This is a genomic window from Streptomyces sp. NRRL B-24572, assembly GCF_002156145.1.
Taxonomy (GTDB): domain Bacteria; phylum Actinomycetota; class Actinomycetes; order Streptomycetales; family Streptomycetaceae; genus Streptomyces; species Streptomyces vietnamensis.
In genome coordinates, this window is sequence record NZ_MWIG01000279.1 from 1 (window position 1) to 25,962 (window position 25,962).

Annotated in this window: 20 protein-coding genes, 1 tRNA gene and 2 pseudogenes; 11 read left to right on the forward strand and 12 right to left on the reverse strand. The window is 70.4% G+C overall.

Translation table 11 applies throughout. From position 1 onward, the window contains the following. The 4 genes and pseudogenes from CCN56_RS44610 to CCN56_RS17405 form a co-directional block, all read left to right on the forward strand. Positions 1-623, forward strand: a pseudogene (locus tag CCN56_RS44610) (RNA helicase); the annotation flags it as partial. A gap of 192 nt (positions 624-815) precedes the next feature. Further along, positions 816-4,070, forward strand: a complete 3,255-nt coding sequence (locus CCN56_RS17395) for an FG-GAP-like repeat-containing protein (RefSeq protein ID WP_256962009.1) — start codon at positions 816-818, stop codon at positions 4,068-4,070. A gap of 182 nt (positions 4,071-4,252) precedes the next feature. Beyond that, entirely contained in the window at positions 4,253-7,372 is a 3,120-nt protein-coding gene (locus CCN56_RS17400) for an FG-GAP-like repeat-containing protein (protein WP_086827904.1), read from the forward strand. Positions 7,373-7,491: 119 nt separating this feature from the next. Beyond that, positions 7,492-7,564: transfer RNA gene (locus tag CCN56_RS17405), tRNA-Lys, on the forward strand. Between the two features lie 259 nt (positions 7,565-7,823). Here CCN56_RS17405 and CCN56_RS17410 read toward each other — a convergent pair. Further along, positions 7,824-8,273 carry an SMI1/KNR4 family protein gene (locus CCN56_RS17410; protein WP_256962010.1) on the reverse strand — a complete coding sequence of 150 codons (450 nt, stop codon included), beginning with the start codon at positions 8,271-8,273 and terminating at the stop codon, positions 7,824-7,826. Positions 8,274-8,329: 56 nt separating this feature from the next. Next, entirely contained in the window at positions 8,330-8,536 is a 207-nt protein-coding gene (locus CCN56_RS17415; RefSeq protein ID WP_086827905.1) for a hypothetical protein, read from the reverse strand. Between the two features lie 153 nt (positions 8,537-8,689). Here CCN56_RS17415 and CCN56_RS17420 point away from each other — a divergent pair, with 153 nt between their 5' ends. Further along, positions 8,690-10,615, forward strand: coding sequence for a DnaB-like helicase C-terminal domain-containing protein (locus tag CCN56_RS17420; protein ID WP_256962011.1), 1,926 nt, complete (start codon positions 8,690-8,692; stop codon positions 10,613-10,615). Positions 10,616-10,663: 48 nt separating this feature from the next. On the opposite strand, the gene CCN56_RS17425 is transcribed toward CCN56_RS17420, so the two are convergent. Beyond that, the gene (locus CCN56_RS17425; protein ID WP_107484170.1) at positions 10,664-10,870 is read right to left on the reverse strand and encodes a hypothetical protein; all 207 of its coding nucleotides are present in this window, start codon (positions 10,868-10,870) and stop codon (positions 10,664-10,666) included. A gap of 69 nt (positions 10,871-10,939) precedes the next feature. Here CCN56_RS17425 and CCN56_RS17430 point away from each other — a divergent pair. The 3 genes and pseudogenes from CCN56_RS17430 to CCN56_RS17440 all read left to right on the forward strand — a co-directional run bounded on the left by CCN56_RS17430 (position 10,940) and on the right by CCN56_RS17440 (position 13,232). Next, positions 10,940-11,710, forward strand: a pseudogene (locus tag CCN56_RS17430) (transposase). A 395-nt stretch (positions 11,711-12,105) separates the two neighbouring features. Then, positions 12,106-12,756 carry a hypothetical protein gene (locus tag CCN56_RS17435; RefSeq protein ID WP_256962012.1) on the forward strand — a complete coding sequence of 217 codons (651 nt, stop codon included), beginning with the start codon at positions 12,106-12,108 and terminating at the stop codon, positions 12,754-12,756. A 137-nt stretch (positions 12,757-12,893) separates the two neighbouring features. Beyond that, positions 12,894-13,232, forward strand: a complete 339-nt coding sequence (locus CCN56_RS17440; RefSeq protein WP_086827906.1) for a hypothetical protein — start codon at positions 12,894-12,896, stop codon at positions 13,230-13,232. Between the two features lie 493 nt (positions 13,233-13,725). On the opposite strand, the gene CCN56_RS17445 is transcribed toward CCN56_RS17440, so the two are convergent. The 7 genes from CCN56_RS17445 to CCN56_RS17475 all read right to left on the reverse strand — a co-directional run bounded on the left by CCN56_RS17445 (position 13,726) and on the right by CCN56_RS17475 (position 20,638). After that, entirely contained in the window at positions 13,726-15,009 is a 1,284-nt protein-coding gene (locus tag CCN56_RS17445; protein WP_086827908.1) for an ATP-grasp domain-containing protein, read from the reverse strand. After that, positions 15,002-16,231, reverse strand: coding sequence for an MFS transporter (locus tag CCN56_RS17450; protein ID WP_086827909.1), 1,230 nt, complete (start codon positions 16,229-16,231; stop codon positions 15,002-15,004). The genes CCN56_RS17445 and CCN56_RS17450 overlap by 8 nt, the downstream gene beginning before the upstream one ends. Next, entirely contained in the window at positions 16,224-16,790 is a 567-nt protein-coding gene (locus CCN56_RS17455; RefSeq protein WP_086827912.1) for an alpha/beta hydrolase, read from the reverse strand. Before CCN56_RS17455 ends, CCN56_RS17450 begins: the two co-directional genes overlap by 8 nt. 4 nt (positions 16,791-16,794) lie before the next feature. Continuing rightward, the gene (locus tag CCN56_RS17460; RefSeq protein ID WP_086827914.1) at positions 16,795-17,610 is read right to left on the reverse strand and encodes an arylamine N-acetyltransferase; all 816 of its coding nucleotides are present in this window, start codon (positions 17,608-17,610) and stop codon (positions 16,795-16,797) included. A gap of 28 nt (positions 17,611-17,638) precedes the next feature. Then, positions 17,639-18,586, reverse strand: a complete 948-nt coding sequence (locus tag CCN56_RS17465; protein WP_086827915.1) for an iron-sulfur cluster-binding domain-containing protein — start codon at positions 18,584-18,586, stop codon at positions 17,639-17,641. Further along, a complete protein-coding gene (locus CCN56_RS17470; RefSeq protein WP_086827917.1) occupies positions 18,583-19,584 on the reverse strand; it encodes a diiron oxygenase in 1,002 nt (333 codons plus the stop codon). The genes CCN56_RS17465 and CCN56_RS17470 overlap by 4 nt, the downstream gene beginning before the upstream one ends. Positions 19,585-19,849: 265 nt before the next feature. Then, positions 19,850-20,638 (reverse strand): helix-turn-helix domain-containing protein, encoded by a 789-nt coding sequence (locus CCN56_RS17475; protein WP_179199874.1) that lies wholly within the window; start codon positions 20,636-20,638, stop codon positions 19,850-19,852. Positions 20,639-20,865: 227 nt separating this feature from the next. Between CCN56_RS17475 and CCN56_RS17480 the strand changes: the two genes are divergently transcribed. Continuing rightward, complete coding sequence (locus CCN56_RS17480; RefSeq protein WP_086827921.1) at positions 20,866-22,212, forward strand: beta-ketoacyl synthase; 1,347 nt, start codon at positions 20,866-20,868, stop codon at positions 22,210-22,212. Continuing rightward, positions 22,209-22,604 (forward strand): MazG nucleotide pyrophosphohydrolase domain-containing protein, encoded by a 396-nt coding sequence (locus CCN56_RS17485; protein ID WP_086827923.1) that lies wholly within the window; start codon positions 22,209-22,211, stop codon positions 22,602-22,604. Before CCN56_RS17480 ends, CCN56_RS17485 begins: the two co-directional genes overlap by 4 nt. A 148-nt stretch (positions 22,605-22,752) precedes the next feature. On the opposite strand, the gene CCN56_RS17490 is transcribed toward CCN56_RS17485, so the two are convergent. Further along, positions 22,753-23,292 carry a hypothetical protein gene (locus CCN56_RS17490; RefSeq protein ID WP_086827924.1) on the reverse strand — a complete coding sequence of 180 codons (540 nt, stop codon included), beginning with the start codon at positions 23,290-23,292 and terminating at the stop codon, positions 22,753-22,755. 69 nt (positions 23,293-23,361) lie between these two features. Next, a complete protein-coding gene (locus tag CCN56_RS17495) occupies positions 23,362-24,879 on the reverse strand; it encodes an alkaline phosphatase (RefSeq protein WP_218779421.1) in 1,518 nt (505 codons plus the stop codon). Positions 24,880-25,294: 415 nt separating this feature from the next. Between CCN56_RS17495 and CCN56_RS17500 the strand changes: the two genes are divergently transcribed. Then, the coding region (locus CCN56_RS17500; RefSeq protein ID WP_179199875.1) for a diacylglycerol kinase family protein at positions 25,295-25,962 on the forward strand (668 nt) is incomplete at its 3' end.

Here is a 25,962-nt window from a genome sequence, read left to right on the forward strand (position 1 = left end):
ACCGCGGTGGCTTCCGCCGGGACAACGACCGTGGCGGCTTCCGCCGCGACAACGACCGTCCGTCCGGTGGCTTCCGTCGCGACGACCGCCCCTCGGGTGGCTTCAACCGCGATGACCGCGGTGGCGACCGTGGCGGCTTCCGCCGCGACGACCGTCCGTCCGGTGGTTTCCGCCGTGACGACCGCCCCTCGGGTGGCTTCAACCGCGATGACCGCGGTGGCGACCGTGGCGGCTTCCGCCGCGACGACCGTCCGTCCGGTGGTTTCCGTCGCGACGACCGTCCCTCGGGCGGCTTCAACCGCGACGACCGTGGCGGCCGTTCCTTCGAGCGTCGTGACAACGACCGTCCGTCCGGCGGCTTCCGCCGCGACGACCGTCCCTCGGGTGGTTTCCGTCGTGACGACCGTCCGTCGGGCGGCTTCAACCGCGACGACCGCGGCGGCCACCGCGGCAGCGACCGTCCGTTCAACCGCGACCGTCGCGACGACCGCCCCGCCGGCGGCTTCCGCTCGGGCGGCGACCGCCCGTACGGCCGTCGTGACGACCACCGCGGCAGCACCGGCTCGACCGGCGGCTCCTTCGGCCGCCGCGACGACAAGCCGCGCTGGAAGCGCAACGGCTGAGGCCGTGTGACCTGACGCGCCGACCCGGACGCGTACGACGAACCCCCGCGACACAGGATGTCGCGGGGGTTCGTCGTATTCGGCGTACAACTCTTCGGCCCCGGCATCGGTCTCGTACGTAGACGCGCATGGAGTTCACAGGTTCGACCCTGCGTCCGCCGTACCGATGGACGACCCCGGGAAAGGTCCCTCTTGTCACGTACCGCACCCGCGCGGCGCACCCGCGCCCGTGCCGCCCTCGTCCTGGCACTCGCGACCGTCACGGCCGCGACGTCCGCCGGGATCGCTGCCCCGCCCGCCGTCGCCGAGACGGCGCCGCAGACCACCGTGCTGCCGGCCGCGCCCCGCTTCTCGCCGCGCGCCACCTCGATCCTCAACGCCGGCGAGACCGGCTACCTGCTGGCGCAGGAGGGCGACACCCGCCTCCAGTGGATCGACTACGCCACCGGCAAGGCGACCCCGCTCGCCGTCACCCTGCCCGAGGCGCCGCGCTACGACTACGAGAGCGGCTACTGGGACTGGTACCAGAACCTGCCCATCGGAGGCGGCGGGTACTGGGGCCAGGGCTCCGACACGGTCGCCGTGTACTCCGCCGCCCCCGCCCCGCACGTGACCCTCCAGAAGGGCGCGGGCGAGGTCTTCGCCGACATCGTGATCCCCGAGGGCCAGACCTACGTGGGCACCTACGGCGACGCCGTGCTGACCCGCACCGGCGAGGCGAGTGCCCCCACCGGGTACCACCTGCTGCGGTCCGGGGCCGGGAAGGTCACGGACACACCGGTCACCGGCCTCCCCGAGGACGCGGTGCTCACCGGGGTGGAGGACGGCGACGCCCGCTCGCTCGTCCTCAAGTACAAGGACTCCACCGAGGGGTGGGGGAACTGGGCGCTCGTCGACCTGGCGGACGGGGTGGCCGAAGCGCTGCCGGAGCCCGAGGGCGACGCGTTCGAGGTGAGCGGCTTCCGGCTCGGCGCCGGAACGATCCTGCGGCTGCGCACCGCCCGGTACAAGATCGACGTCCTGGACCGTGCCGCGCCGGCGACCCTCCTCCGTACCGTGGAGTCCGGCTCCGTCTCGTACGACGCGACCTTCGCCGCCGTGGGCACGACCGTGGTCGCCGTCCAGCGGCAGAACCCCGGGGACAACGAGTACCGCGGCTCGGGCCTCTGGATCCTCCCCGCGGAGGACGAGGGCGGTCTGAAGCCCGTGCTGCAACTGGCCGACGAGCAGGTCGTCCTGGCACCCGACGGGACCGCGCTGGTCGCAGGCGCGAAGAGCGCGGAGCCGCGGGGCGACATCGACTGGGCCGTGCACCGGCTCGCACCGGCCGCCGACGGCGGCGTGGAGACGCGCCGCCTCGCCACCGTCGAGCCCATGCCCGCGCGGATCTACGGCCTCTCCCTCGGCAGCGGCGTCCTCACACGGGCCGAGAACAGCACCTACTTCCAGCCCGGCGACTACTACGGCGTCTACCGCTCCACCTGGCTGACCAGTGCCGGGCAGCCCCAGCCGGTCCGGACGACCGTGGACGGGCTGATGAGCGGCGACGACGGCAGCTGCCACACGACCGACGGGCGCTGCGCCGATCTCTTCGCGAGCGGCGACGGCTTCCACGGGCGCCGGGACGCCTCGTACGGCGACGCCACCATGCTGTACGAGAACGGTACGAGCGGCTGGGGGCCGCGCGTCACCACCGGCATGAGCAGCCCCGAACTGACCGACCTCTCCGGCCGGTTCGGTCTCGTCGCCAGCGCCACCACCACCCTGCGCGAGAACCCGTACGTCGTGGAGTTCCGGAAGCAGGGAACCGGGACCGTCCTCGAACGGCGCACCGACCTCACCGCCGCGCTGTGGGGCTCCACCCTGTGGAGCGCCGCCAAGGACAGCCCGAAGGTCACCTCGAAGTCGCTGGCGACCGGCGCCGCCGGACCGTCCTTCACCACGCGCAACAACTGCGCCCCGGTCCGGCTCCAGGCCGCCGGCCGCTGGGTCTACTGGTCCTGCGACGCGGACAACTGGGGTTCGGGCCGGGGCTCCGGTGTCTACGACCGCCAGACCGGGCGGACCATGGCCGTCCCGGGTCTGGACTTCCGCAACACGCTGCTCGGCGACGGCTACCTCGTACGCCAGGACCCGGAGGCGGGGCTGCGCCTCTACGACCTGCACGCCGGGCTCCCCGCCTCCGGCTCCGCAGCCGACGTGCCGCAGCGGACGCTGGCGAGCGCCGCCGACCTCGGCCCGGAGGCCCAGGCGCGCCGGGACTGGACCGTCGACCGCTTCGGCGGCCACGTCGCCTACGCCGGCACCGACCAGCAGGTCCGCATCGTCAACACCGGAGTCCCCGCGCCGCCGGTCACCGTCATCGACTCCGCCGTCACCGGCGCCGCGCTGGACCTCGCCGCCTCCGGGGCCGGCTGGTCCGGCCGCTGGTGGACCTCCAAGCCCACCGGCGCCTGGAAGGTCACGGTCAAGGAGAACGCCACCGGGACGGTCGTCCACACCGTCTCGGGCGCCGAGGCGCGCGGCCGGATCGACGCCGGCTGGACCGGGAAGAACGGTTCCGGCCAGGCCGCGCGGAACGGCGCGTACACCTGGACCCTCACCGCCAGGCCCGCCGACGGCATCGGCGCCGACCTGTCGCTGACCGGCACCCTGACGGTGAGCGGCGGCGCCCCCGCGCCCCGGCCCGCCTGGCACGACCTCAGCGGCGACGGCAAGGGCGATCTGCTCGGCCTCACCCCGACCGGGACGCTGACCGTGCGGACCGGCACGGGCACCGGCGGCCTCGGCACCGGCGCCTCGGCGGCCGGCTGGCCCGCCACCTCGACGGTCGTCCCCTTCGGGGACCTCTCGGGCGACCGGTGCAACGACCTCCTGGTGCGCGACGCCGCGGGCGTCCTGACCCGGTACGACGGCGGCTGCGGCACGGCGTTCGCGCCGAGCGGCCCGAAGCGGACCATCGGCAGCGGCTGGCAGATCTACAACAGCCTCACCGCGTCCGGCGACCTGACGGGCGACGGCCGGACCGACCTCCTCGCCCGCACGCCCGCCGGCGAGCTGTGGATGTACGCCGACGACGGCACGGGCAAGTTCAAGCCGCGGGTCAGGATCGGCGGCGGCTGGCAGGTCTACAACTCCCTCGTGGGCGTCGGCGACTTCACCGGCGACGGCAAGGCGGACCTGGTGGCCCGGGACACGGCCGGCGTGCTGTGGCGGTACGCCGGGACCGGCACCGGCGCCTTCGCCGCCCGGGTGAAGATCGGCGGAGGCTGGCAGATCTACAACTCCCTCGTGGGCGTCGGCGACTTCACCGGCGACGGCAAGGCGGACCTGGTGGCCCGGGACACGGCCGGCGTGCTGTGGCGGTACGCAGGCACCGGCACCGGCGCCTTCGCCGCCCGGGTGAAGATCGGCGGCGGCTGGCAGATGTACAAGACGCTGTCCTGACGCGTGACCCGCGGGGCCCGTACGAGCACTCCGGTGCCGCACGGGCCCCGTCTCGTACGACCGTTCGGCCGGGATACGCTCGGCCGGACGACCGCCGCGGGTGAGGAGTGCCGGCCAGGGGGCCCGGCCCAGACCCCTCCCCGCATCCCGCACATCAGGTTTCCCCGGGGAGGGACCTCTCTTTGACCCGTCACCCACGCGCGCGGCTGCCCCGCGCGCGTACCGCCGTCCTCGCCGCAGCGCTGCTCGCCTCGGGGATCGGCCTCTCGCCGACCGCGACGGCCGCGCCCGTCGTGGGCATCGACCAGCTGGACGTCACGCCGAACTGGCGGACCGTGCCCCGGAAGGAGACCGTCCTCGCGGTGGGGCCCACGGGCTACGCGCACCGCACGGAGGACTCCGACGAGCACAGCGGCGAGGAGCCGCAGTGGACCGACTTCGCGAGCGGCACGAGCGTGCCGCTGGGGTACGGCGACGGCAACGACGCCTACGCCGACCGGGGGACCGGCGGTCCCTACGTCTACCTCCAGCACGGCATCGGCACCCACTACCTCCGCGACGTGCGGACCGGCGAGGAACAGCCGCTGACCATCCCGGAGGACACGGGCTTCCGGGGGATCCTCGGCGAGACGCTGCTCTTCCAGCAGTACGAGCCCGGCTCCTCGCTCGCCACCACCACCGGATACTTCCTCCGGCGCGTCGGCGACGGGACGACCGTCCCCGTCACCGGCTGGCCCGAGGGCGCCGACCTGCACATGGCGCGGCTCGTGGCCGGTGACGCCGACACGGCCGTGATCCGCTTCGACCGCTCCCCCGCGTACGCGTACACCGACCTCGGCGTCGTCGACCTGCGGACCGGGACGATGCGCGTGATCGCCTCGCCCACCCCGTCGCTCGACGCCCTCACCGGGCCGGTGGCGGTGACCCCGGAGCGCATCGCCTGGGTCGACAGCGGCCGTACGGTCCACATCCGGCAGCTGGCCGACCTGGACGGCCCCGAGACGACCTACCCGCTGCCCGAGGGGCTCTCGGTCCGCCGCATCGGACTCGTCGGCGACCGGGTCCTCGCGGTCGACGACGTGCAGGGCACGGACGCGGCGCTCCACCGCCGCCTCGTCGCGCTCTCCCCGGCGGGCGAGCCGCAGACCCTCCTGGAGCGGGCCGAGGGCGAGATCACCCAGATCGGCGACGGTTCCGGCGCGGCCGTCGTCGGCGGCACCTCCGCCACCGACTGGTCCCTGCTCAAGGTCGTCCCGGGCAAGAGCGGCGGCGCGCCCGCCGTGGAGAAGCTGCGCCGCCTCGACCCGCTCCCGGCGAAGATCGACGCGCTCGCGCTGGGCGCCGGCCGGCTCACCACCCTGGAGCACGACGGCCCGAAGGGGCCCGGCTTCTACGGCCGTACGCTGCCCGTCGGCCCGGTCCACATCGGGCAGTCCGCGCCGGCCTGGCAGGGCGTCGAGGCGGACGCCGAGTGGGACGCCTCGCCGCTCCTCGACACCGGCGACGGCCGCACGGTCTCCTACCCCCGGATCCCGTACACCCAGCGGGCGGTCATCGCCCGCGGCACCACGGGGAAGACGACCCGCGTCCCCGTCGACGGCGACAGCGACGGCTGGATCGGCGACGCCTTCGGCCGCTGGGCGGTCGTCCAGAGCGGGCTGCCCATGTTCCCCGGTGAACTCGCCCCCGACGCCGAGACGATCGTCGTGGACCTGGACGCCTCGAAGGTCGTGTCGCGGCAGGAGCAGGCCGCCGCCGCCCTGTGGGGCGACACGCTGTTCACCAGTACGGAGACGGACGGCGAGGTCGCCCGCAAGGACCTGGCCACCGGCAAGGTCCTCGCCAAGATCACGACCGGCTCCGGCTGCCCGCTGACGGAGCTCCAGACCGCGGGCGGGCGCTGGCTCTACTGGGCCTGCGCGCGGTACGCCAAGCAGGGCGTCGTCGACCTGAAGAGCGGCGCCAGGATCGCGCTGCCCCGCTCGTACGGGGACGGCGGCCTCCTGGGCGACGGCTACTACGTCGACCGGAACAGCTCGTACCTCCGGATCACCGACTTCCACACCGGCACGCCGGCGGCGGCCCGTACGCTCGTCGACTCCACGCCCGTGTACGGCGCCCGCCGGGCGGCCTGGACCGTCGACCGCTTCGGCGGGGGCGTCGCGTACAAGGACGCCGACAACCGCGTCCACACGGTGTGGACGGGCGTGCCCGCCTCCGACCTCACCGCCGCCTCGGCGAAGGTCCCGGCGGGCATGCGTGCGAAGGACGGCTGGAAGCCGTCCTGGACGCTGTCCAAGCCCGCGTCGATCTGGCAGCTGACGCTGCGGGACGTGTACACCGGGGCCGTGATCCGCAGCTACGGCGGCGGCGAGACCCGGGGCCGCATCGACGTCTCCTGGGACGGCCGTACGGCGGCGGGCAAGCCCGTCGTGAACGGCCGGTACTCCTGGCACCTGGCGGCGAGCACGGCCGACGGCCAGGGCAAGGACCTGTCCCTCACCGGCACGGTCTCGGTCACCGGCGGCCGCCCGGCCTGGCGGGACCTGGCCGGGAACGACACGCAGGGCGACCTCCTGGTGATGGACACCGCGGGCCTGGTGTCGATGTACAAGGGCAACGGCTACGGCGGTTTCTCGGCGCGGATCGCGGGGACCGGCACGAAGTTCGCGACCTCGTCCGTCCTGGTGCCCTTCGGGGACGTGAACGCCGACGGCTGCGCCGACGTGCTCGTCCGGGTCGGCGACCAGCTGCGGGCCTACCGGCCGGGCTGCGACAAGGTGGTCTCGGCCTCCTCCCCGTACACCGTCATCGGCTCGGGCTGGGGACAGTACGACGTCCTCACCTCCCCGGGCGACGCGAACGGCGACGGATACGCCGACCTGGTGGTCCGCCAGGCGTCCACCGGTGACATGTACTTCTACGCCGGCACCGCCGACCACCACGTGAAGGCCCGCGTCCGGATCGGCACCGACTGGAAGCTGTACAAGAAGATCGCCGGCGCCGGCGACCTCAACGGCGACGGCCGCGGCGACCTCCTCGGCGTCGACGCCTCCGGTGTCCTGTGGCGGTACTACGGCACCGCGACCGGCGGCGTCACCGCGCGCGTGAAGGTCGGCAGCGGCTGGGGCGGCTACTCCTCCCTGGTGGGGATCGGCGACGTCTCCGGCGACGGCTGCGCGGACCTCGCGGCCCGCGACACGACGGGCAGGCTCTACGCCTACAACGGCACCTGCACCGGCCCGTACGGCTCCCGCGTCCTGGTCGGATCCGGCTGGAACACCTTCAAGGCCCTCTTCTGATCCTTCCGTCCCTCCGCGGGCCCGACCGACACCGGCCGGGCCCGCGGCACGGCCGGTGTCGGATACCCGATCGGTTCCCGGGCCCTCTCGGGCTATGCTGCACGGGTGTGCTTGTCCACGGGCCGTTAGCTCAATTGGCAGAGCAGTGGACTTTTAATCCATTGGTTGTGGGTTCGAGTCCCACACGGCCTACGCGAAGCGGGCGAGGGGAGACCCTCTGACCTGCTGGGGAGCGCCCCTACCGGTTTCGACCGGGCGGGGCGCTCCGTCGTTCAGGGGCTTATGCGTGAGCGATGCGTGAGCGGACGGGCTGAGCTGGATGTGGATCGAGGGACAGGTGAGGGTCCCCCGGCTACAAGCGTGAAGCGGCATTCGACCACGGAACCATGTCGAACTCCTCGTCGACCATGTCCTCCTCGTACCAGCCGGTGCCGGCCAGCCATGTCTCCAGCTATTCGGCCAGGCTGCTCGCGTCGACGAACCAGGCGCGGGTGAGATCCTGGTCGGTGATCGCGTTCGGCTCGAAGAGCAGGACCGCCCCGTCCTCGCTCAGGCAGTCGACGGCGGCGATCATGGCGCAGCCCCAGTCGAGGATCGGCACGACCCCTTTGGGCCAGGACCGCCAGGTATCCGCGTCCGCGGTCGGTACGCGGGCGAGGTAGCCGTCGACCACGGAGTCTTCTTCTGCAGCCGTCGTCCGGGCGAGAGGGAAGAGCGTGTACTCAGGGCCGAAGCCTCCGTCCCCCGCCTGCCGGTAGAGGGCTGCAAGGAGGGGGTGCAAGGGGAACCCAAGGCGTTCCTCGGCCGCGGCGAGGGCGTCTGCGGTTACAGGGGGACGGTGCGGTCTGCTCGCCGCAGCTCTGATGGAGACGCGCTCCAGCAGATCGTCGTACTCGTTCATGCCGGGCATCCTCGCCGACACCTCTGACAGCCGTGGCCGGTGCGGCAGATCGCCGACTACTTGACGACCGTGACCACGACCACGAGGACGGCGCTGATCACCGACAGGGACGTAGCGAACGCCTTGCCAAATGCGGCGATGCACGCAGGGACCGGGCTACCGCCCCAGCGGGCGACGGCGAAGGCCGCGCCGGCTGTAAGCAGCGAGATGACCACGGCCAGGGTGATCGACAGGACCAGCATCGCAGTGTGGGTGAGGCTCACGGATCCCCTCCGAGTCGGTTCAGCAGGTGACGATGCACTCGCGCACCGCCTTGAATCGACGATCCACCTCCCACCTGCGCCGATAAGCCGGTTGGATGTTGTTTCTGGGACAACGAGGGTTGTTCGAAGAACAACTCGCTGAGGAGAGACTGCGTGGGGACAGCGAAGCGGCCGGGGCGACCGTGGACGGAGGCACGCGGGGCGTGCAAGGAGATCAATGACCTCGTCCGCGTATTGCGCGACTGGCTTGACGCGTCGAACGTGTCGGTGGCCAGACTGCACCGGCTTCTGACGCCTGAGCACTTCGGAGGAGACATACCGGCGTTGGGGCGCCTGCACAGGCAACTCAGTGGTGTGGGGCTGACCTGGGAGCTGGCCGAGGCCGTCGCCGACGTGTGTTTCCCACACGAGAGCGGGCAGCAGGCCGCCGACCGACTGGAGCTGATCCGGCCGTTGTGGGTGGCAGCGAGCACGGCCCCGACTCCGGCTTCGACCGATTCCGCGTATGACCTTGTCGAGGCCCAGAAGGAAACGATCGCGGTACTGGAGGAGCTCAATCGGGTCCGCCAGGCGTTCGAGGCCAGCGAGCAGGCGCGGTTGCAGGCCCTGCAGGTGGCTACGGTCCTGTTCGCCCTGCTCGGACAGGCACAGGCCCAGGTAGCTCAGCTCACACGACGGCTGGACGCGATGCGCTCCGTCGCCGATCCCGAGCCGGCCGAGGTTCAGATGACGTCGGGCCGTCTGGTGCGAGCCCAGACACAGACAGATGACCTCCACCTGCAATTGGTCCGCGCCGAGGCTGAGCGGGACAGAGCGCAACAAGTCGCCGATCTTGCAGCCCGTCAGATCATGTATTTGGAGGCGGAGCTGCGGGAACGTGGTTGCGACACGGAGGGCGGCGGACGGCGCACGGGGGGCGCAGATGTCGTGTTCGGTGCTTCGGTGGGTGCTGCGGAGGACGACGCCCTTGACCAGGTCGACGCGGTGCTCCGCAAGGCTCGTGACGTACTCGACCGCGAGCACGAGGTTGTTCAGGAGGCTGCCGAGGACATCGGATGGTGGGATGCCGAGGAGCAGCGAGCCACTGGCAGGGTCATTCCTGGTCAGGCCATCGGCATGGAGGGTCCCAGCCTGGACGACGGGTTGTCTGAAACAACCCCTGACAACCCCCTGGCTAGCGAAGACGCATTGGCTGACGCCATTCCGCTTGCGGCGTTCCCGCTCAGCGACGTTCTGGAAGGAACCCTTGACCAGCTCGATCAGATCGGCTCGGCGGGTTTGACTGGTCTGCCGACTGGCTTCAAGGACCTCGACAGCCTGACGGACGGACTGCACCCGGGGCAGTTGATCGTTCTCGCCGGCGCCCCCTCAATGGGCAAGTCCACCCTCGCCCAGGACATCCTGCGGTCAGTCTCCATCAGTCAGGGGCTTCCGTCGGTCCTCTTCACGCTTGAGCAGGGGAGGAACGAGGTGGTGATGCGGCTGCTGTCAGCCGAATGCCGGGTCGCTCTGCATCACATGCGCTCCGGGAAGATGACCGACGAGGACTGGACCCGGCTGGCGCGACGTATGCCGGATGTGAACGCCGCGCCCCTCTACATCCAGGACGGCGGCCTTTCATCCTTCACGGAACTGTGCTCGCACGCCCGTCGCCTGCGGGCCCGGAACGGTATCCGGCTCATTGTCGTCGACGCCCTGCACCTGCTCACCTACGACCCGCGGCCGATGGACTCGCGCTTCGAGGAGATCTCTGAGGTCGTGCGTCAGCTCAAGCTCCTGGCCATCGAGCTCGAAGTGCCGGTGATCGCTGTCTCCCAGCTCAACCGGGGACCCGAGAGGCGCACCGACGTGAAGCCGACGCTCGCTGACCTGCATGCGTCCGGCACGCCCGAGAACAACGCAGACCTGGTTGTCCTTCTGCACCGGGAAGACGCTTATGAAAAGGAGTCACCTCGTGCAGGAGAGGCTGATCTGATCATCGCCAAGCACCGCCAGGGCCCGACCGGCGTCATCACCGTGGCCTTCCAGGGGCACTACTCCCGGTTCGTCGACATGCGCCAAGGGCCGTCCCGTAATTGATGACCAGGCGTTAAGGGGTGGTCCGCTGGCTCGTATACAAGTCGGGGTTCACCTGCCGCCCGACTTGATCCATGGCCATTTGACGATGCAGACCACGACAGGGGCGACGAGCATGGCCAGCAGCCACAGGCCCACGCTCGCTGGAGAGTAGATGTAGTAGCGCCAATGCTCTGGCAGGGGCGACGGCGCGAGTAGGAGCAAGATCAGCGTGGCCCATGTGGCCAGCACGGTTGCCGCCATGCGCGCTGCGGTCATCTTTATCGGCCCCCTCAGCGGTGCTCATCTCTTTGGATCGGATGATAGGGCGACTGGGATGACCTTGGTGTGGCTGGTGTGATCACGTAGTCGGAGCCATCCTGGACAGCCCCGTTCGCCGGGCTCAGCTCGCGGCAGTTCGGGAAGCTGGTGACGGTACTGCGCCGCGCAGATGCGGACTCGGTCCGCAGGGGCCGGCCGTGGAGTCTTCCGCTGGAGGACCGGGCCCTGCTGGTCGCCACCTGCTGGCGCACGAACCTCACGATGCGGCAGCTCGCTCCGCTGTTCGGGGTGTCCAAGTCGGCGGCGGACCGGATCATCGACCACCTCGGGCCGAGGCTCGCACTCCAGCCCCGCAAACGGTTCGCCAAGGCCACCGTGCTCATCGTGGACGGCACCCTGGTCCCCACCCGCGACCACACCATCGCCGAGCGGTCGAAAAACTACCGGTACTCCACCAACCACCAGGTCCTCATCGACGCCGAAACCCGCCTGGTCGTCGTGGTCGGCCGGCCGCTCGCCGGGAACCGCAACGACTGCAAGGCAGGGGAGGAATCCGGCGCCAAGGCCGCCGTCGGCAACACCGTCACGATCGCCGGCGGCGGATACCCGGGCACCGGACTCGTCATCTCCCACCGACGCAAGCGCGGCCAGACCGAACTGCCGGACTGGAAGGAGGAGCACAACCGGTCCCACAAGCAGGTCCGGGCCCGGGTCGAGCACGTCTTCGCCCGCATGAAGACCTGGAAGATCCTCCGCGACTGCCGCCTCAAAGGCGACGGCGTCCACCACGCCATGCTCGGCACCGCCCGGATGCACAACCTCGCCCTCGCCGGATAGGCAAGCGGGCCGCACGGCGGCCCACCACGCTTGAGACGGCCAGAAGATCATTTACGGGACAGCCTTTACCTCCCCAGGCGCACTGGGGTCGTCAGGGAATGCGAGGGTTCCCTTCGCGCCGGTCTGTGCAGTTGGCTGTCGGTCATTGGCTGTCGACTTGTGGCTGGTTATTTACCGGTCGGCATTTCGTGTCACTACTGATGTCACGTTTTGCTGGGGAGGGGTTGCTTCCTTTCAGGCCAAGCGTGGCGCGAACGCGCCTGTCCTGGATAGACCCTCAGGGGCATACCGAACCTCAAACAAACCTCAGAGTTAGTGGCAAGCAGTAGAAAGTGGCCCGCGCGATCATTAGGTTCTTCGCAGCACCCCAAAATGGGGTGCACGGGGAGGGGAAAATGATCGGATCTCGCTTAAAGCTCAGCGCAATTGCCGTTCCTGCACTCACGTCGGCCCTGGTCGCCGCCCTTGCAGGCTCCGCGTCCGCGGCACCCGTGGAGGACTTCACTTCTGCCCCCAGCTATGAACTGGGGGAAACCGTCGTGCTGAACGCTTCCGACGACCCGCTCGCCCAGCTGCCCGACGCCACCGACGGCTCAGGCGTTGCACATCGCTGCGACAATCCCTACCGGGAGTGGCGCTCGATTGTCTCCAGTACCAGCTACTTCGTGCCCTCCTTGCTGCCGGGCACCTCGTTCAAGGACGGTCCGGGCGGCAAAATGATCGTCAGTGTCACCAAGGCGGGCTCTGTGAAGGCAGAGATCACCGCAGGTGGAGAAGCAGAACTGAGTGCCGTGGTCGCATCGGCCAAGGCGACGATCAACGCGACGATCGGCGCAGAGTTCACCTACACCATCGGGCACACCTATCAGCAGGACGTCTCCCCCCGGAAGTACGGGCACTTGCAGTACGGTTCCTACGGATTCAAGGTCGTCTGGGGCAAGTACAGGACGAGCACGGACCGTTGCGGCAAGACTCTCGTCAAGAGCTGGACGGCGAAGCTCCCGACGAGGGAGACCGGATGGAAGTACTGGGAGACTCCCTCATGACAGGCCCACAGCGCACAGTCGGCGTGCTCATCTGTCTTATGGCGGCCGGCTTGACCGGCTGTACATCGCAACCTGGCCCCAAGCCGACTCCGCCCGTACACACCAGTTCCCCGAATACTGCGACCTCCACGAGCAGCGTGGGCGAGGCCCAGGTGCGCTTGGCGCTCGGAAACGGCTCAACCGATGACGATCCGGCCTTTGTCGCCATGGGCTTCGAACGACTGGCCGAAGGGGCGCATGCCCAGACCATCCTCGACCGCGGCAAGGGCTACACCCTCCAGGTCGTCTGCGTCGGCACCACAAGCGTAAAGATCACAGGAACTGGCCTGAAGCCCTCCACCACTGCGTGCGACGGCACGATCGTCAGCCAGCGGATCATCAACGCGCCGGCGGACTTCGCCCTCAACGTCCGAGCGACAGGCGGGGGGAACCCCAGCGGGTCAATCGGCTGGCGGTTGAACCGTCTCAGTAACTGAAACGCCCCTGGCGAGTGAGTTGCTTGACGGCCACGCTCCCATGCCTCCAGGCTGCACCACCCGCATCCAGGACTCCTGCCCGGGTATCGGTTCGAGAACCGGGCGCCCGCACCGATACCTGGGTTCATCCGGTGGGGGCGTCTCACAAGGCCCAAGCCAACTGTGGACCGCAACACCATGCGTGAGCGATGCGTGAGCGGACGTTCCGGCACGGTCCGGTTCAGCCCGGACCATTCAGCACCATTCACCCCGTTTGGCCAGGCGTTCCCGGACGGAGTAACACCCTCCGGCATCACCCACCCGGCTCCAGCCAGGACTTTTAATCCATTGGTTGTGGGTTCGAGTCCCACACGGCCTACGCGAGGCAGGGGGAGGGGAGATCCTCCGACCTGCCGCACAGCGCCCCGACCGGCTTCGGCCGGTCGGGGCGCTGTGGTGTTCGGGGGTGCTGTCCTGCGGTCGGCCGTGAGCCGGACCTCGGGCCGGGTGGCGCCTACGGGGTCGGGGAGACCTCGACGAGTGCGCCGCGGCGGTCCAGGTCGAGGACGCGCTCCAGGTCCCGGTCCAGGACGGCGAGGTCCTCATGGGCGAGGACGACGCGCCCGTAGGACGTGATCAGGTCGGTCGTCTTCTCGATACGGTCCCCAGGGGCCTGCCCGCAGGTGTGGAAGAGATAGCTGTCGAGTTCCCGGCAGGACTCCTCGACGCGGTTCGCCGTGACCACGCCCCCCACCTGGGCGGACAGGAAGCACTCGACGACGCCCCGCCGCAGGGAGGGCCGCACCCGGGTCAGGCGTGCGAACTCGTCCGGCGCCACGCGCGACGCCAGGGTCAGGTCGATCACCGAGTGCGAGGACGATTCCTCGACCAGCCTCGGGCCGAGGCCGCCGTGCATGCGGGCGCCCGTCTCGATGAGGACCGGGCCGTCCTCGGTGAGGACGAGCTCGCTGTGGGCGGGGCCGTTCTCGATGCCGAGGGCCGCGAGCACCTGCTCGACGTAGGCCACGATGCCGGGGTGGTCGCCGACGTCCACCGAGGACATCGCACGGTAGACGGGGTTTCCGTCGACCGTCTCCTTCGTGTAGCGGAACATGTTGACGACGAAGGCCGAGCCGTCCAGGGAGACCGAATCGACGACGAACTCCGGGCCGACCAGGCGCTCCTGTACCAGGACCTGTGTGATGAGCTCGCCGGCGAGGTCGTCGCGGCCGAACAGCTTCTCGCAGGCGGCCCGTACCTCGTCGGGGGACGAGCAGAAGAACACGCCGTCGGTGGCGAAGGACTTCACCGGCTTCACGACGAACTCGGCCAGGCCGCTCGCGGCACTCCACGCCACGGCGGACTCGGTGTCCTCGGCGAGGTGGTGCGGGATGTACCGGACGCCCGCGTCGCGCAGCCGGCCCTGCATCAGGAACTTGTCGCGCCGGGCCTCGGACGACCCGGTGTTCGGGCGCATTCCCCAGTGGGCCGCCAGCAGGTCGTACGCCTCCACCCCCGGCTCGGACCCGCAGACGAGGTGGTCCGGCCGGCCGCCGCACAGGGCCTCGATCGCGCGGGCCGTCGTGAGGACGTCCGCGTAGCGCAGCTCCGCGACGAAGTCCTCGGCCGGGTAGGTCGCGACGAGCGCGGCCGGCAGGGTCCGCGACGTGAGCACGGCGATGGAGTCCAGGCCGTACAGCTCCTTCGCGCGGCGGGCGAGGGCCGAACCGCTGGAGTACGGGTCCACGATCACGAGCTTGCCCGTGCCCGTGTCGGTGGCGATCGTGGGGTCAGGCATTCTCCAGGACCTTCTCTTCGCTCTCGTCCTCGTCGCGGGGCGCGGGCTCGTTGTTCCGGACCAGGGTCATCGCGAGGGACCCGACGAGGGCGCAGCCGGCCGAGACCCACAGGGCCGTCTGCCACTGCCCGCCGTCGAGCAGGTCGCCGTAGACCGCCGCGGCGACCGCTCCGCCCAGGTAGAACGAGGACTGCCGCATGCCGATCGAGACCATCTGGCGCGCCGGCGCGAAGCCCGACATGGCGACCGTGTCCAGGAGCGGCATAAGGCAGTAGTTGAACAGCAGTCGCAGCAGGTAGAGCACGATGAAGACGGCCAGCGGCACGGTCAGCGACTGGAGCAGCAGGCCGAGAACGGCGAGGACCCCGAAGAAGGCGGCGCTCGGGCGCAGCGAGAAGCGCTTGACCAGGACGGGCGCGAAGATGGCGCCGAAGATGCTGACGATCTTGTCGGTGCCCAGGATGAGCGAGATGTCGCTCACCGGGATGTCGTAGACCTGCTGGAACAGGACGTTGGCGAACCGGAAGAACAGCGCGATCGACGCGCCGAGGAACCCGGCCGCCAGGAAGAGGGCCACGAAGTTGCGCTTCTCGACCGGCTCCCGGCTCTCCTCCCGCGAGGCCGCCGCGGCCGTCTTCGCCACCGTCCGCGCCGACGGAAGGCGCAGGACGAGCATCAGGCAGGCCGCCAGGAAGGACAGCAGCAGGAAGAAGCGGTACTTCTCCAGGTCGCTGGTGTGCAGCCAGCCGCTGACCGTGGACACCAGGGCGGAGCCGATGACTCCGGCGCCCAGGTAGGAGATGAAGAAGGCGCTGAACAGGCGGGTGCGGGAGGTCTGCGGGACCTGCGCGCCGGCGATGGCGTTGCCCACGGAGAGGAGGCCGAGCATGCCGGCCAGGATCAGGCTCAGGACGACGGAGGCCGAGGCGACCGAGGCGACGAACGGCAGGCCGGCGAACGGCACGGTGTAGAGCACCGAAGCCCCGATGAGCAGCGTCCGCTGCGACATGTAGCGGCCGAGGAAGAGGAGCGGGATGACGGCGACCGCCATGGCGCCGGTGGCGATGGCGTAGATCACGCCGGCGTCGCCCTCGCTGATGCCGCGCTCGGCGAGGTAGAAGTTGAACACCACGTCGAAGATGGTGTTGGCGAGTCCCATGAAGAAGGACGCGGCCAGGTAGAAGTAGATGGGCCTGGGGACCGAGGCCAGTTTGCTAGACAAGAGAAGTGCGTCCTTGGGTCGGTACGAGTGCGTGCCCGGTGTGGCGCTCGATCAGCGTTGCCGCGTGGCTCCACGGGCCGTAGCCGTCCCGGGTGGCCAGGTGCCCGCCGCCGGGGACGGTCTCGACGGTGCTTCCCCAGGTCTCCGCCAGGGCCAGGGCGCGTTCCAGCGACAGGAACGGGTCGTTGTCGGAGACCACGAGGTGCGTCTTCAGCGGCAGAGCGACGGCGGGCAGCGGCGCCTGCGGGCTGATGGCCGGCAGCGTGTCGGCCGCCTCGACGTCGGCCGGGGCGACGAGGAGCGCCCCGACGACCCTGCTGTCCCCGTGGGTGGCCGCCCACTGCGCGATGGTCACCGATCCGCAGCTGTGGCCGATGAGGAAGACCTCCCCGTCGATGGCGCGCACCGTCTCGTCGAGCCTGGCGACCCAGCGGTCGCGGTCGACGGTCGCCCAGTCGTCCTGGACCACGCGCGAGAACCCGGCGTAGGTGTTCTCCAGGTGCGTCTGCCAGTGGTCCGGGCCTGAACCGGTGTACCCCGGTACGGTCACAAAGTGCATGGAATTACCTTTCGAGCCGGAGGTCCTGGAGGGGAACGCTGAGGCCGAAATGGAGCCCGAGCAGTTCTTGGAGCCGTGCGTCGTCGTCGACGGGGGTGGTGGTGCTGGTGCCGTCCGCCACGACGATGAGGTTGCCGTCCCGGACGCTCACCCGGCCGTCGGGGGTGGGGATGCTCGCCACCTTGTGCCGGTTCAGCAGGCTGTCGGGCGACGCCGTCGTGTAGAAGTGCGCCATCCCCAGGTCGGCCTCCTCGACGGGGGAGTCGACGAACCGGTAGATGTCCTGCCAGTCGGCCGCGTTGACGGCGTGTTCGTGGATCGACACCGTCCAGACCGGGGCGCCGGCGCCCCGGTCGAGGCTGATCCGGGTCGAGAGGGCGGGGTGGGTGAGCCGCTCCCCGTCCGTCAGCCGGACCGGTCCTCTGGGGCCCCGGGCTCCGTAGCCGATGTCGAAGAGCCAGCGCTCCCCGTCGAGCGTCACGACGAAGATCTGGTGGGTCGCCGGGCCCTTGGGGCTGACGGCGGCGCCGAGGCGGAGCTCGTAGTCGAATCCGCACTCGTCGAACAGCCACTGCATCATCCGCCCCGTCTCGAAGCAGATGCCGCCGCGGCGGCGGTCCACGATCGTCTCGTGGAGCGCCTCCCGGGTCAGGCCGCGCTCCGCGTTGCGGTGCATGCTGAAGTTCTCGAACGGCACGTTGTACAGGTGCGCTTCATGAAGCTGCCGAAGGCAGTCGAGGGTCGGCTCCAGGGGGGTGCGGAGTCCGATCCGGTCGGCGTAGTCGGCGATGAACTGGTTCACAGGGGTCTTTCCGGTCATGGTCGTGGGGGGGGGAAGGCCGCCGACGTCAGACGTTGAGCACGAGCCGCGTGCCGAGGGACTTGCTCACGCAGGGGAGCATGTAGCTGGACGCGGCCTTCTCCTCGTCGGTGAGCACCTCGTCGCGGTGGTCGATCCGGCCGGTGCGGACCTCGACCTCGCAGGTCCCGCAGATGCCCTGCCGGCAGGAGGACGGGACGCCGACGCCGTTCCGGTGGAGCGCGTCGAGCAGCGGCTGGTGCTGGGCGGCCTCGAAGGTGATGCCGGTCTTGAGGCATTCGACCTCGACGGAGGGCGGCATGTCGCCGGCGGTGCCCGCCGCCGAGCCGTCGGTGATCAGCCGCCGGGAGCCCGGAGCGCGTTCCACCGCGTCCCGGACCGCCGAGACCATCCCGGTCGGTCCGCAGACGCCGACGGTGCTGCCGACGGGGATGTCCGCGACCGTCGCGTCCCAGTCGGGGCGGCCCCGGTCGGCGGTGTCGAAGGTGACGACGCTGCCGTTCTGCTCCCGCGCCAGCTCCTGGACGCGGTCGAGGAACGGGAACTCCTCCGTGCCCCGGTCGACGTAGAAGAGGTGCCAGTCGCGCAGCCGGCCACCGGAGAGAACCGCGAGGATCGGGTTGATGCCCACGCCGCCGGCCACGAAGTGGGTGAAGTCGGCGGCGTTCTCGGCGGTGAACTTCCCGCTCGGCGCACCGAGGCTGACGGGCGCTCCGACGTGCAGGCGGGGCGAGAGGTGGTCGCGCCGGCCGCCCCTTTCGCGGTTGCGGACGGCCAGCTCGTAGCCCTCGTCGCCGGCCGCCAGGACCGTGTACGTCTTGTAGCGCGGGCCCACCCGCAGGGTGACGTGCTGGCCGGGCACGGCGGCGGGCAGCGGCGCGCCGCCGGGGGCGCCGGTGAGCCAGTACTGGGTGACGGTCGGGGTCAGGGCACGCGCGGCCCGGACGGTCGCGGGCCGCACGGTCTCGGTCCTCATGCGATCAGCCCCGATTCCTGGAACGCCTCGAGCGTGGCGGGGTGCTCGAGGGCTCCGGCCTCGACGAAGTACTGGAGGGTGGGTCCGGCGCCGCGGCGCACGTCGTCCACCACCTTGTCGCGCGTGTAGCAGTCGCTCATGATCTGTTCCACCTGGTCGCCGGCCAGGCCGGAGGCCCGCAGTCCGAGGGCGGCGCTCGCGTAGTCCGGCTCCAGGAACGCGAAGATGAGACGCGGGATGTACGGGCCGGCCAGTTCCCGTTCCTTCTTCGTCATGGCGGGCCACAGGAACCGGAGCAGCGTCGAGAAGTAGGAGTGGTGCTTGGCCTCGTCGACCGCGTGGTCGGCCACCATCTCGCGGACTCCCTCGGGAAGCCGCTTGTCCTGGGGAAGTTCGTCGAGGATCGAGGAGATGAGCGTCTCGCTGACGATGGCGAAGAGCAGTTCGTCGAGGCCGCGGATCTGGCTCGGCAGCTCTTCGTGGATCCGCGCGAGCTCGTCGGTGAAGGTCGGCGTGTCCGGGAGGGCCGGTGCGATCCGCGTACGGGTGCGGACGTCACGCAGGATCTCGTACGTGAACTGCGCGTGCCAGGCCTCGTCGGTCACGATCTTGAAGGCGTCGAGCAGCATGTGCTCGGGCAGGTCGAGCCCGGACATGCCGCGGCTGATGTGCCCGGTGACCGGAATGACCGCGCTCTGTTCCAGGTCGATGGTGAACTTGAGGTACTCGTAAAGGCGGTGGACCAGGACTGCCTCACGGATACGGGGCTCGGCCTGCTGGAGGATCGGGTGGGAGAGCGCGGGGACGAGCTCCGGGCTGAAGAAGAGTTCGCCGTCACCTTCCAGGGCCCTCATCGGGCTGTTTCGGACGGTGGCGACACGTTCCCAGGTACGGAAGCGGCTGCGGTAGTCGGCTTCTACAAAAGCCTGGTCGAGGCGATCTTGGTGCCGGCGGGCGAGAACGGTCCGGTTCGCCGTTCTCGCGAATTGCAGTGCCATGCTTTAAACCTTCATGTGACTGCTCAGGCCGTCGTATGACCTGTATGTGGTGGTCGATGGCTGGAGGATGTCCATCGGCACCGGAGTCCGTCAAGCGGCAGAAGTTTGCCGCTGTACGGAGTTGTCCGATTCGTCGGCATCGGAAAACGCCGAATCGGACAAATGAGAGGCGACCGGCAAATGTTTACCGGTCGCCTGTCGTGCGGGGCGGGCGACCGGCAAGAATTTGCCGGTCGCGGTCGCATGGGGGTGTGTAAAGTGATCGCTATTCCACCGGGGCGGGGCTGCACGGTTGTGGAGGGGCGGCGGCGCTCGGCAGCAGCATGACGCAGCGCGTGCCGTGCTGGTAGGCGGGGAGGAGCACCTGAGAGGTGACGATGATCTGTTCGGGTGAGATGTGGGGCAGGCTCAGCCGGTAGCGGTGGCCCTGGCGGAAGGCGATGACCTTCGGCCCCTGCGACCAGAGCCGGCGGCATTCGGGATCCTGCAGGATCTGTTCGAGGAGATCGGCGAGCGAAGTGTTGTCCGGGCCTGCGGCCAGGGCGAACCGGAGCATCGACAGATAGATCTCCGCGTGCTGTCGCCAGTCCAGGATCTGTTCGCGCGCTTCCTGGTCGATCAGCGCCCAGTGCATGAGATTCGCACCCGGTTCGCACACCCAGGGGAACCAGGTGGCCATCAGGGTGTTGTAGCCGAGGATGTTCCAGCCGCCGTCCGTGAGATAGGCGGGGAAACCGGTCTGACTCGTGACGATGCGCAGCAGCGCGAACTGATCCTCGGCCGCGTACTCGTCGTCCGCGAGAGCGACGCCGGCGCCGTCGAGTACACGGCTGTACAGGACCATTCGCTCGTCGGGGCCCAGGACCAATGCCTCGGAAAGCCGAGCCAGAATGTCGCTGGAAAGCGAAACGGAATCGCCTGACTCCAGACTTCGATACCAGCGCTCGCTTACGCCCATGAGTTCGGCGACTTCCTTCTGCGGAATCGCCTTTTCTCGTCGCAGCTTCACACCTGCTTCGACTCGCCAGGCGCGGAGAAGCTGCGGCAACTCCATGGCCTGAGGGGGTGGGCCGGGCGCGGAGGGGCGATTGTGAACGCCACTTGTCCCCATCGTTAAATCTCCCCGTGGTGTTGCGAAATCGACTCATGGTGTGCAGCCGGATTGTATAGCGTGACACGCGTCTCAAGACCTTGCGCGAACGGTGAAGAGGTCGCTTTCATGCAATCAACTGCCCACCATCCACGGGCGGTTGAGAGTCTGGAACAGGAAAGCAGATCACTATGCACCAGCCGACCCCACCCCATGGCCGGCCAGTAGAAGTGACCCGAGCCACAAAGCGACGGGTCGTGATTACCGGATTGGGTGCGATCACCCCCCTCGGCGTCGGCGTTCCGGACCTGTGGAACGGGCTCGTCGAAGGACGAAGCGGCGTCCGGCCCCTGGAGGGTGCGGAGTTCGACGGGCAGCCCGTGCGCATCGCCGGGACCGTGCCGGAAGATCCCGCCGGACTTCTGCCCAGGCCCCAGGCACGACGGATGAGCCGCGCCTCGCAGTTCGCGGTGATCGCCTCCCGCGAAGCCTGGCGCGACGCGGGCTTCGCCGCGTCCGGGACCGTCGAGAGCGGCATCGACCCGAGCCGGGTCGGCGTGTCCGTAGGCACCATCATCGGCGGCGCCCCCGTCCTGGTCGACGGTGACCGACGGCTCCGCGACAAGGGCCCACGGGGTGTCTCCCCGCTCACCGCCCCCATGACCGTGCCGTCCCAGCCGGCCGCCCAGATAGCCATCGACCTTCGGGTCACCGGCGAGGCGCGCACCGTCGTCAGTGCCTGCGCCTCGGGCACCGAGGCCATCGGGCAGGCCATCGACCGCATCCGCGACGGGCACCTCGACCTCGTCCTCGCCGGCGGGACGGAAGCAGCCATCACCCCGTCGGTGATGGCCTCCTTCGCCGCCATGCGCGCCCTGTCCACCCGCAACGACGAACCCGAGCGGGCCTCCCGCCCCTTCGCCAAGGACCGCGACGGCTTCGTCCACGGGGAGGGCGCCGGGCTGCTCGTCCTGGAGGCGGAGGAGCACGCCCTGGCGCGGGGCGCGCACATCTACTGCGAGGCGGCGGGCTGGGGCCTGTCCGCGGACGCCCACCACCTCGCGGCACCCGACCCCTCGGGCGACGGGATCGTCCTCGCGCTGCGCCGCGCGCTCGCCGACTCCGGATCCGTACCGGGCGACGTGGTCCACGTCAGCGCGCACGCCACCGCCACCGTGGACGGGGACCTCGCCGAGGCCACGGCGGTACGCCGGATCCTGGACGAGCGCGGAGCGCCGTCACCCGAGGTCCCGGTGACGGCCGTCAAGGGCAACCTGGGCCATCTCCAGGGGGCCGCGGGCGCGGTCGCGGCCGTGGTCGCCGCCCTCACCCTCGACCGCGGGCACATCCCGCCCACCATCGGATGCGACGACCCCGACGACGCCTGTGGGCTGGACGTGGTCAGGCACGTGCCGCGCCCCCTGCCGCCGGCCGGCGACGTCGTCCTCTGCAACTCCTTCGGCTTCGGCGGCCACAACGCGGTCCTCGCCCTGCGCCGCGACCGCTCGGACCGCGCAGAGGAAGGAGAGGCCGCGTGACCGACAACGCCCCCACCACCCAGGACCTGGTCCGGGCGTTCCACCGGGCCTTCGGCCTCGGCGTCGGATCCACCCCGGCGAACGTCACGCCCGAACTGGCCCGGCACCGCCAGGTCCTCCTGGAGGAGGAGGTGGCCGAACTCGCCGAGGCGACGCGGTCCGGCCGCCTGGCGGACATCGCGCACGAACTGGCCGACGTCGTCTACATCGCGTACGGGACCGCCGCGGTGCACGGCATCGACCTCGACGCCGTCCTGGCCGAGGTCCACCGCGCCAACATGTCCAAGCTCGGCCCGGACGGCCGCCCTTCCTACCGGGAGGACGGCAAGGTGCTCAAGGGCCCGTCGTACCGCCCGCCGCAGGTCGCCGACGTCCTGCGCGGCCGGTCCTGAGCGGACGTTCCGGCACCATCCACCCTGCCCGGGCCAGGACTTTCAACCCATTGGCCGTGGGTTCGAGTCCCACACGGCCCACGGGTACAGAGGAGCGCCCCGACCGGATCCCTCCGGTCGGGGCGCTTCGTCGTTCGGGGGGCTTCGGCTACTCGTTCACGAGGACGGGGACGGAGACGACCGCGGTGGCCGGGGTGCCCTTGAGGTCCTTGGCGGGGACGGTGAAGTCGATGCCGCCGTTGGCGGCGCGGGGGCCGGTGTGGGCCTCGCCGTGGCCGGTCTCGCCCTCCTCCTGGTACTGGAAGGTGCCGGTGCCGAGGAGGCGGCCGTGGGCGTCGTAGTAGGCGGCCCGCAGTTCCAGCGCCAGGACGTCGCTGATGTCGGAGGTGATGGAGAGGCGGCCGGTGACCGAGGGCTTAGGGGTGAGCGTCAGGCGGGTGAGACGCACCCGGTCGGTGAAGGGGCCCTCCTCGATGCGGACTTCGCCCTTGGCCGGGGCCGGGGAGAGCGTCGGGGCCGGGGCCGGCGCGGTGCGCGGGGCCGGGAAGGTGACCGGTGCCGCGGAGGCGGGCGGCTGCTCGGCAGCCCGGTGGGCGTCCTCGGCGCCGCCGCTGCAGCCGGTGAGCGCCACCATGGCGGGGAGGATCAGGCCGAGCGCGGCGGCCGTGGTGCGGGTGAGCGGGCTCATCGGCGTACTCCTGGAGGTGTGGGGGCGCGGGGCCGGGGCGTCGTGCGCGCCACCGGCCCCGCGCTGCCGTCAGTGGGCCTGCGGGGCCCGGCCGAACAGCGAGCGGTACATCTTGCCGTACAGGTCGGTGTTGTTCTGGCTGACGGCGAAGCGCTTGCCACCGGGGCCGTACGCGTACAGCGGGACGTCGGCACCGGTGTGGTTGCCGGACAGGTAGGACAGCCAGAGGCTGGCCTCGGGGCTGCCGTCCTTCACGTCCGCCGGGTCGTCCGGGGTGCGGAAGGTGGCCGGGGCGAAGTTCTTCGGGTCGTTCGCGCCGGCGCCGTTGACGATGCCGGAGGAGCGGGCCGGGTCCTTGACGTTGGCCGAGGAGGAGCGCGACGGCGTGGAGTTGTTCGCCGGGTTGCCCGCGTCGGTGTTGGCCGGCGGGGCGGCCGCCTCGGCGTTGGTGAAGGAGCCCTTCTCGATGATGTTGAAGCCGGCGCACTCGTGGTCCGCCGTCACGATCACCAGGGTGTGGCCGTCCTTCTTCGCGAAGTCGACCGCGGCCTTGACGGCGTCGTCGAACGCCTTGACCTCGTCGAGGGTCTGCGCGGCGTCGTTGGCGTGCGAGCGCTTGTCGATCTGGGCGCCCTCGACCTGGAGCAGGAAGCCCTTCTCGGAGCGGCCGTTCAGCAGCGAGAGCGACTTCTTGGTCATCTCCGCCAGGGTCGGCTCCTGCTTCTGCGGCGCGTCGGCCGGAAGCTTCGCCTTGGCGTTCTCGATGGTCAGGTTGCCGCGGTTGAACAGGCCGACGACCTTGCCGCGCTTGACGTTCGCCAGGTCGTCCTTGGTGGCGACCCGCTGGGAGGCGGCGGTCTGCGCGGGCAGCGACGGGTCGCCGAAGCTGCCGAGGACCTGGTAGCCCTGGGCCTGGAGCGCCTTCTGGTCGTCCGGCTCGAAGCGGGCCAGGCCGCCGCCGAGGATGACGTCGGCGGTGCCGTTGCGGGCGATCTGCTCGGCGATCGGCGTGATCATGGTCTGGTCGGCCGGCTTGTCCTCGTACGTGCCGTCGGCCTTCTTGGGCAGGCAGGAGGCGTCCGAGTAGACCGGGCCCTGGCAGCCGCGCAGCAGCGCGTGGCTGAACTGGGCGGCCGGGGTCGCGTCGGTGACCTCGGCGGTGGAGACGTTGCCGGTGGCGAAGCCGGCCTGGTGGGCCTGCTCCATCAGCGTCGCGACGCGCTTCTCGTAGGCGTCGACGCCGAGAGCGGCGTTGTAGGTCTTCACGCCGGACGACCAGGCGGTGGCCGAGCTGGCGGAGTCGGTGACCAGCGCGGGCTGGTCGCTGTCCTTCTCGACGGCGTACGTGGAGACGGCGCCGTAGTTCGGCAGCTTCTCCATGTTCAGCCTGCCGGTGGCGCCGTAGAAGCGCTCGCGACCGGCGGCGACGTGGGAGCGGCTCATGCCGTCGCCGAGCAGGTAGATGACGTTGTGTATCTCGTTGTCGTCGCCCCGGTGCTGCGGGGCCGAGTTGGCGACCACGGCCGTACCGGCGGCGAGCGCGCCGGTCGTGGCGAGGACCGTCAGCATTCTGACGGACATGCGCATGCGGATGCTCCTAGGGGAGGCTGGGCGCCGCGCACCGGCCTCTTGGCGGGCCGTGCGGCGGGCGCACCCGGACTCGCCGGGCGCCAGCGACGCTAGGAGCGGGTCGTGAACGCTCCCCGATGACAGGGTGTCGTCGAGGCGAACATGCCGGATGCGCCCGGACGGTGCGAGCGGGTCACCGTCAGGGCGTGGCGGGCCGCCTGTCGGAAAGTCAGCGCCTGCCGAGAACTGTCTTCGGCGTTTCGCGGTCCTTCTTCTCGGAACTTCGTTCGTCCGAACGGCTGCGTACGGGGGCGGCGCCGGGGAACGTGGGGAAACGTGGACGCGGAGTGTGGAGGTGGGGTCGGTGGCGGTGAGCGGTTCCGGTGATCCGGCGGGGGAGGCGCGGCGGCTGGCCCGCTACGCGCTGTTCGCCATGGGGGGTGCCTGCGCGGCGCTGCTGACCGCGCTCGGCAGCGGGATGCTGATCCTGCTGAGCGGGGTCGTGGGGCTCGCCGCGACGGCCGCGGGCGTCTGGTGGTTCCTCGCGCACCGCGGGCCGGTGCGGGTGTTCGGGGCGATCCTCGCCGCGGCCGCGCCCCTCACGACCCTCGGCCTGTACGTCTCCTGGGGCGTCTGGGTGAACGCCCTCGTCGCCCTCGGCCTGTGGGGCGTCGCGCTGTCCTGCGCGCGGGCCGCGCTGCGGCGTCCGGAGGACGAGCGGAAGGCGCTGATGCGGGGGGAGAGCGTCCCCCCGCCCCGCCGACCCGTACTGATCATGAACCCGAAGTCCGGGGGCGGGAAGGTCGCGCGGTTCGGTCTCGTCGAGCGGGCGGAGGCGCTCGGCGCCCGGGTGATCCTGCTCGACCCGTCGGCCCCGGCCGATGTCGGCGGGCTCGCCCGGAAGGCCGTGGCCGAGGGCGCCGATCTGCTCGGCGTAGCGGGCGGCGACGGCACCCAGGCGCTGGTGGCCGAGGTCGCCGCCGAGCACGACCTGCCGTTCCTGGTGATCTCGGCCGGCACCCGCAACCACTTCGCGATGGACCTGGGCCTCGACCGCACCGACCCGTCCCGCTGCCTCGACGCCCTGACCGACGGCGAGGA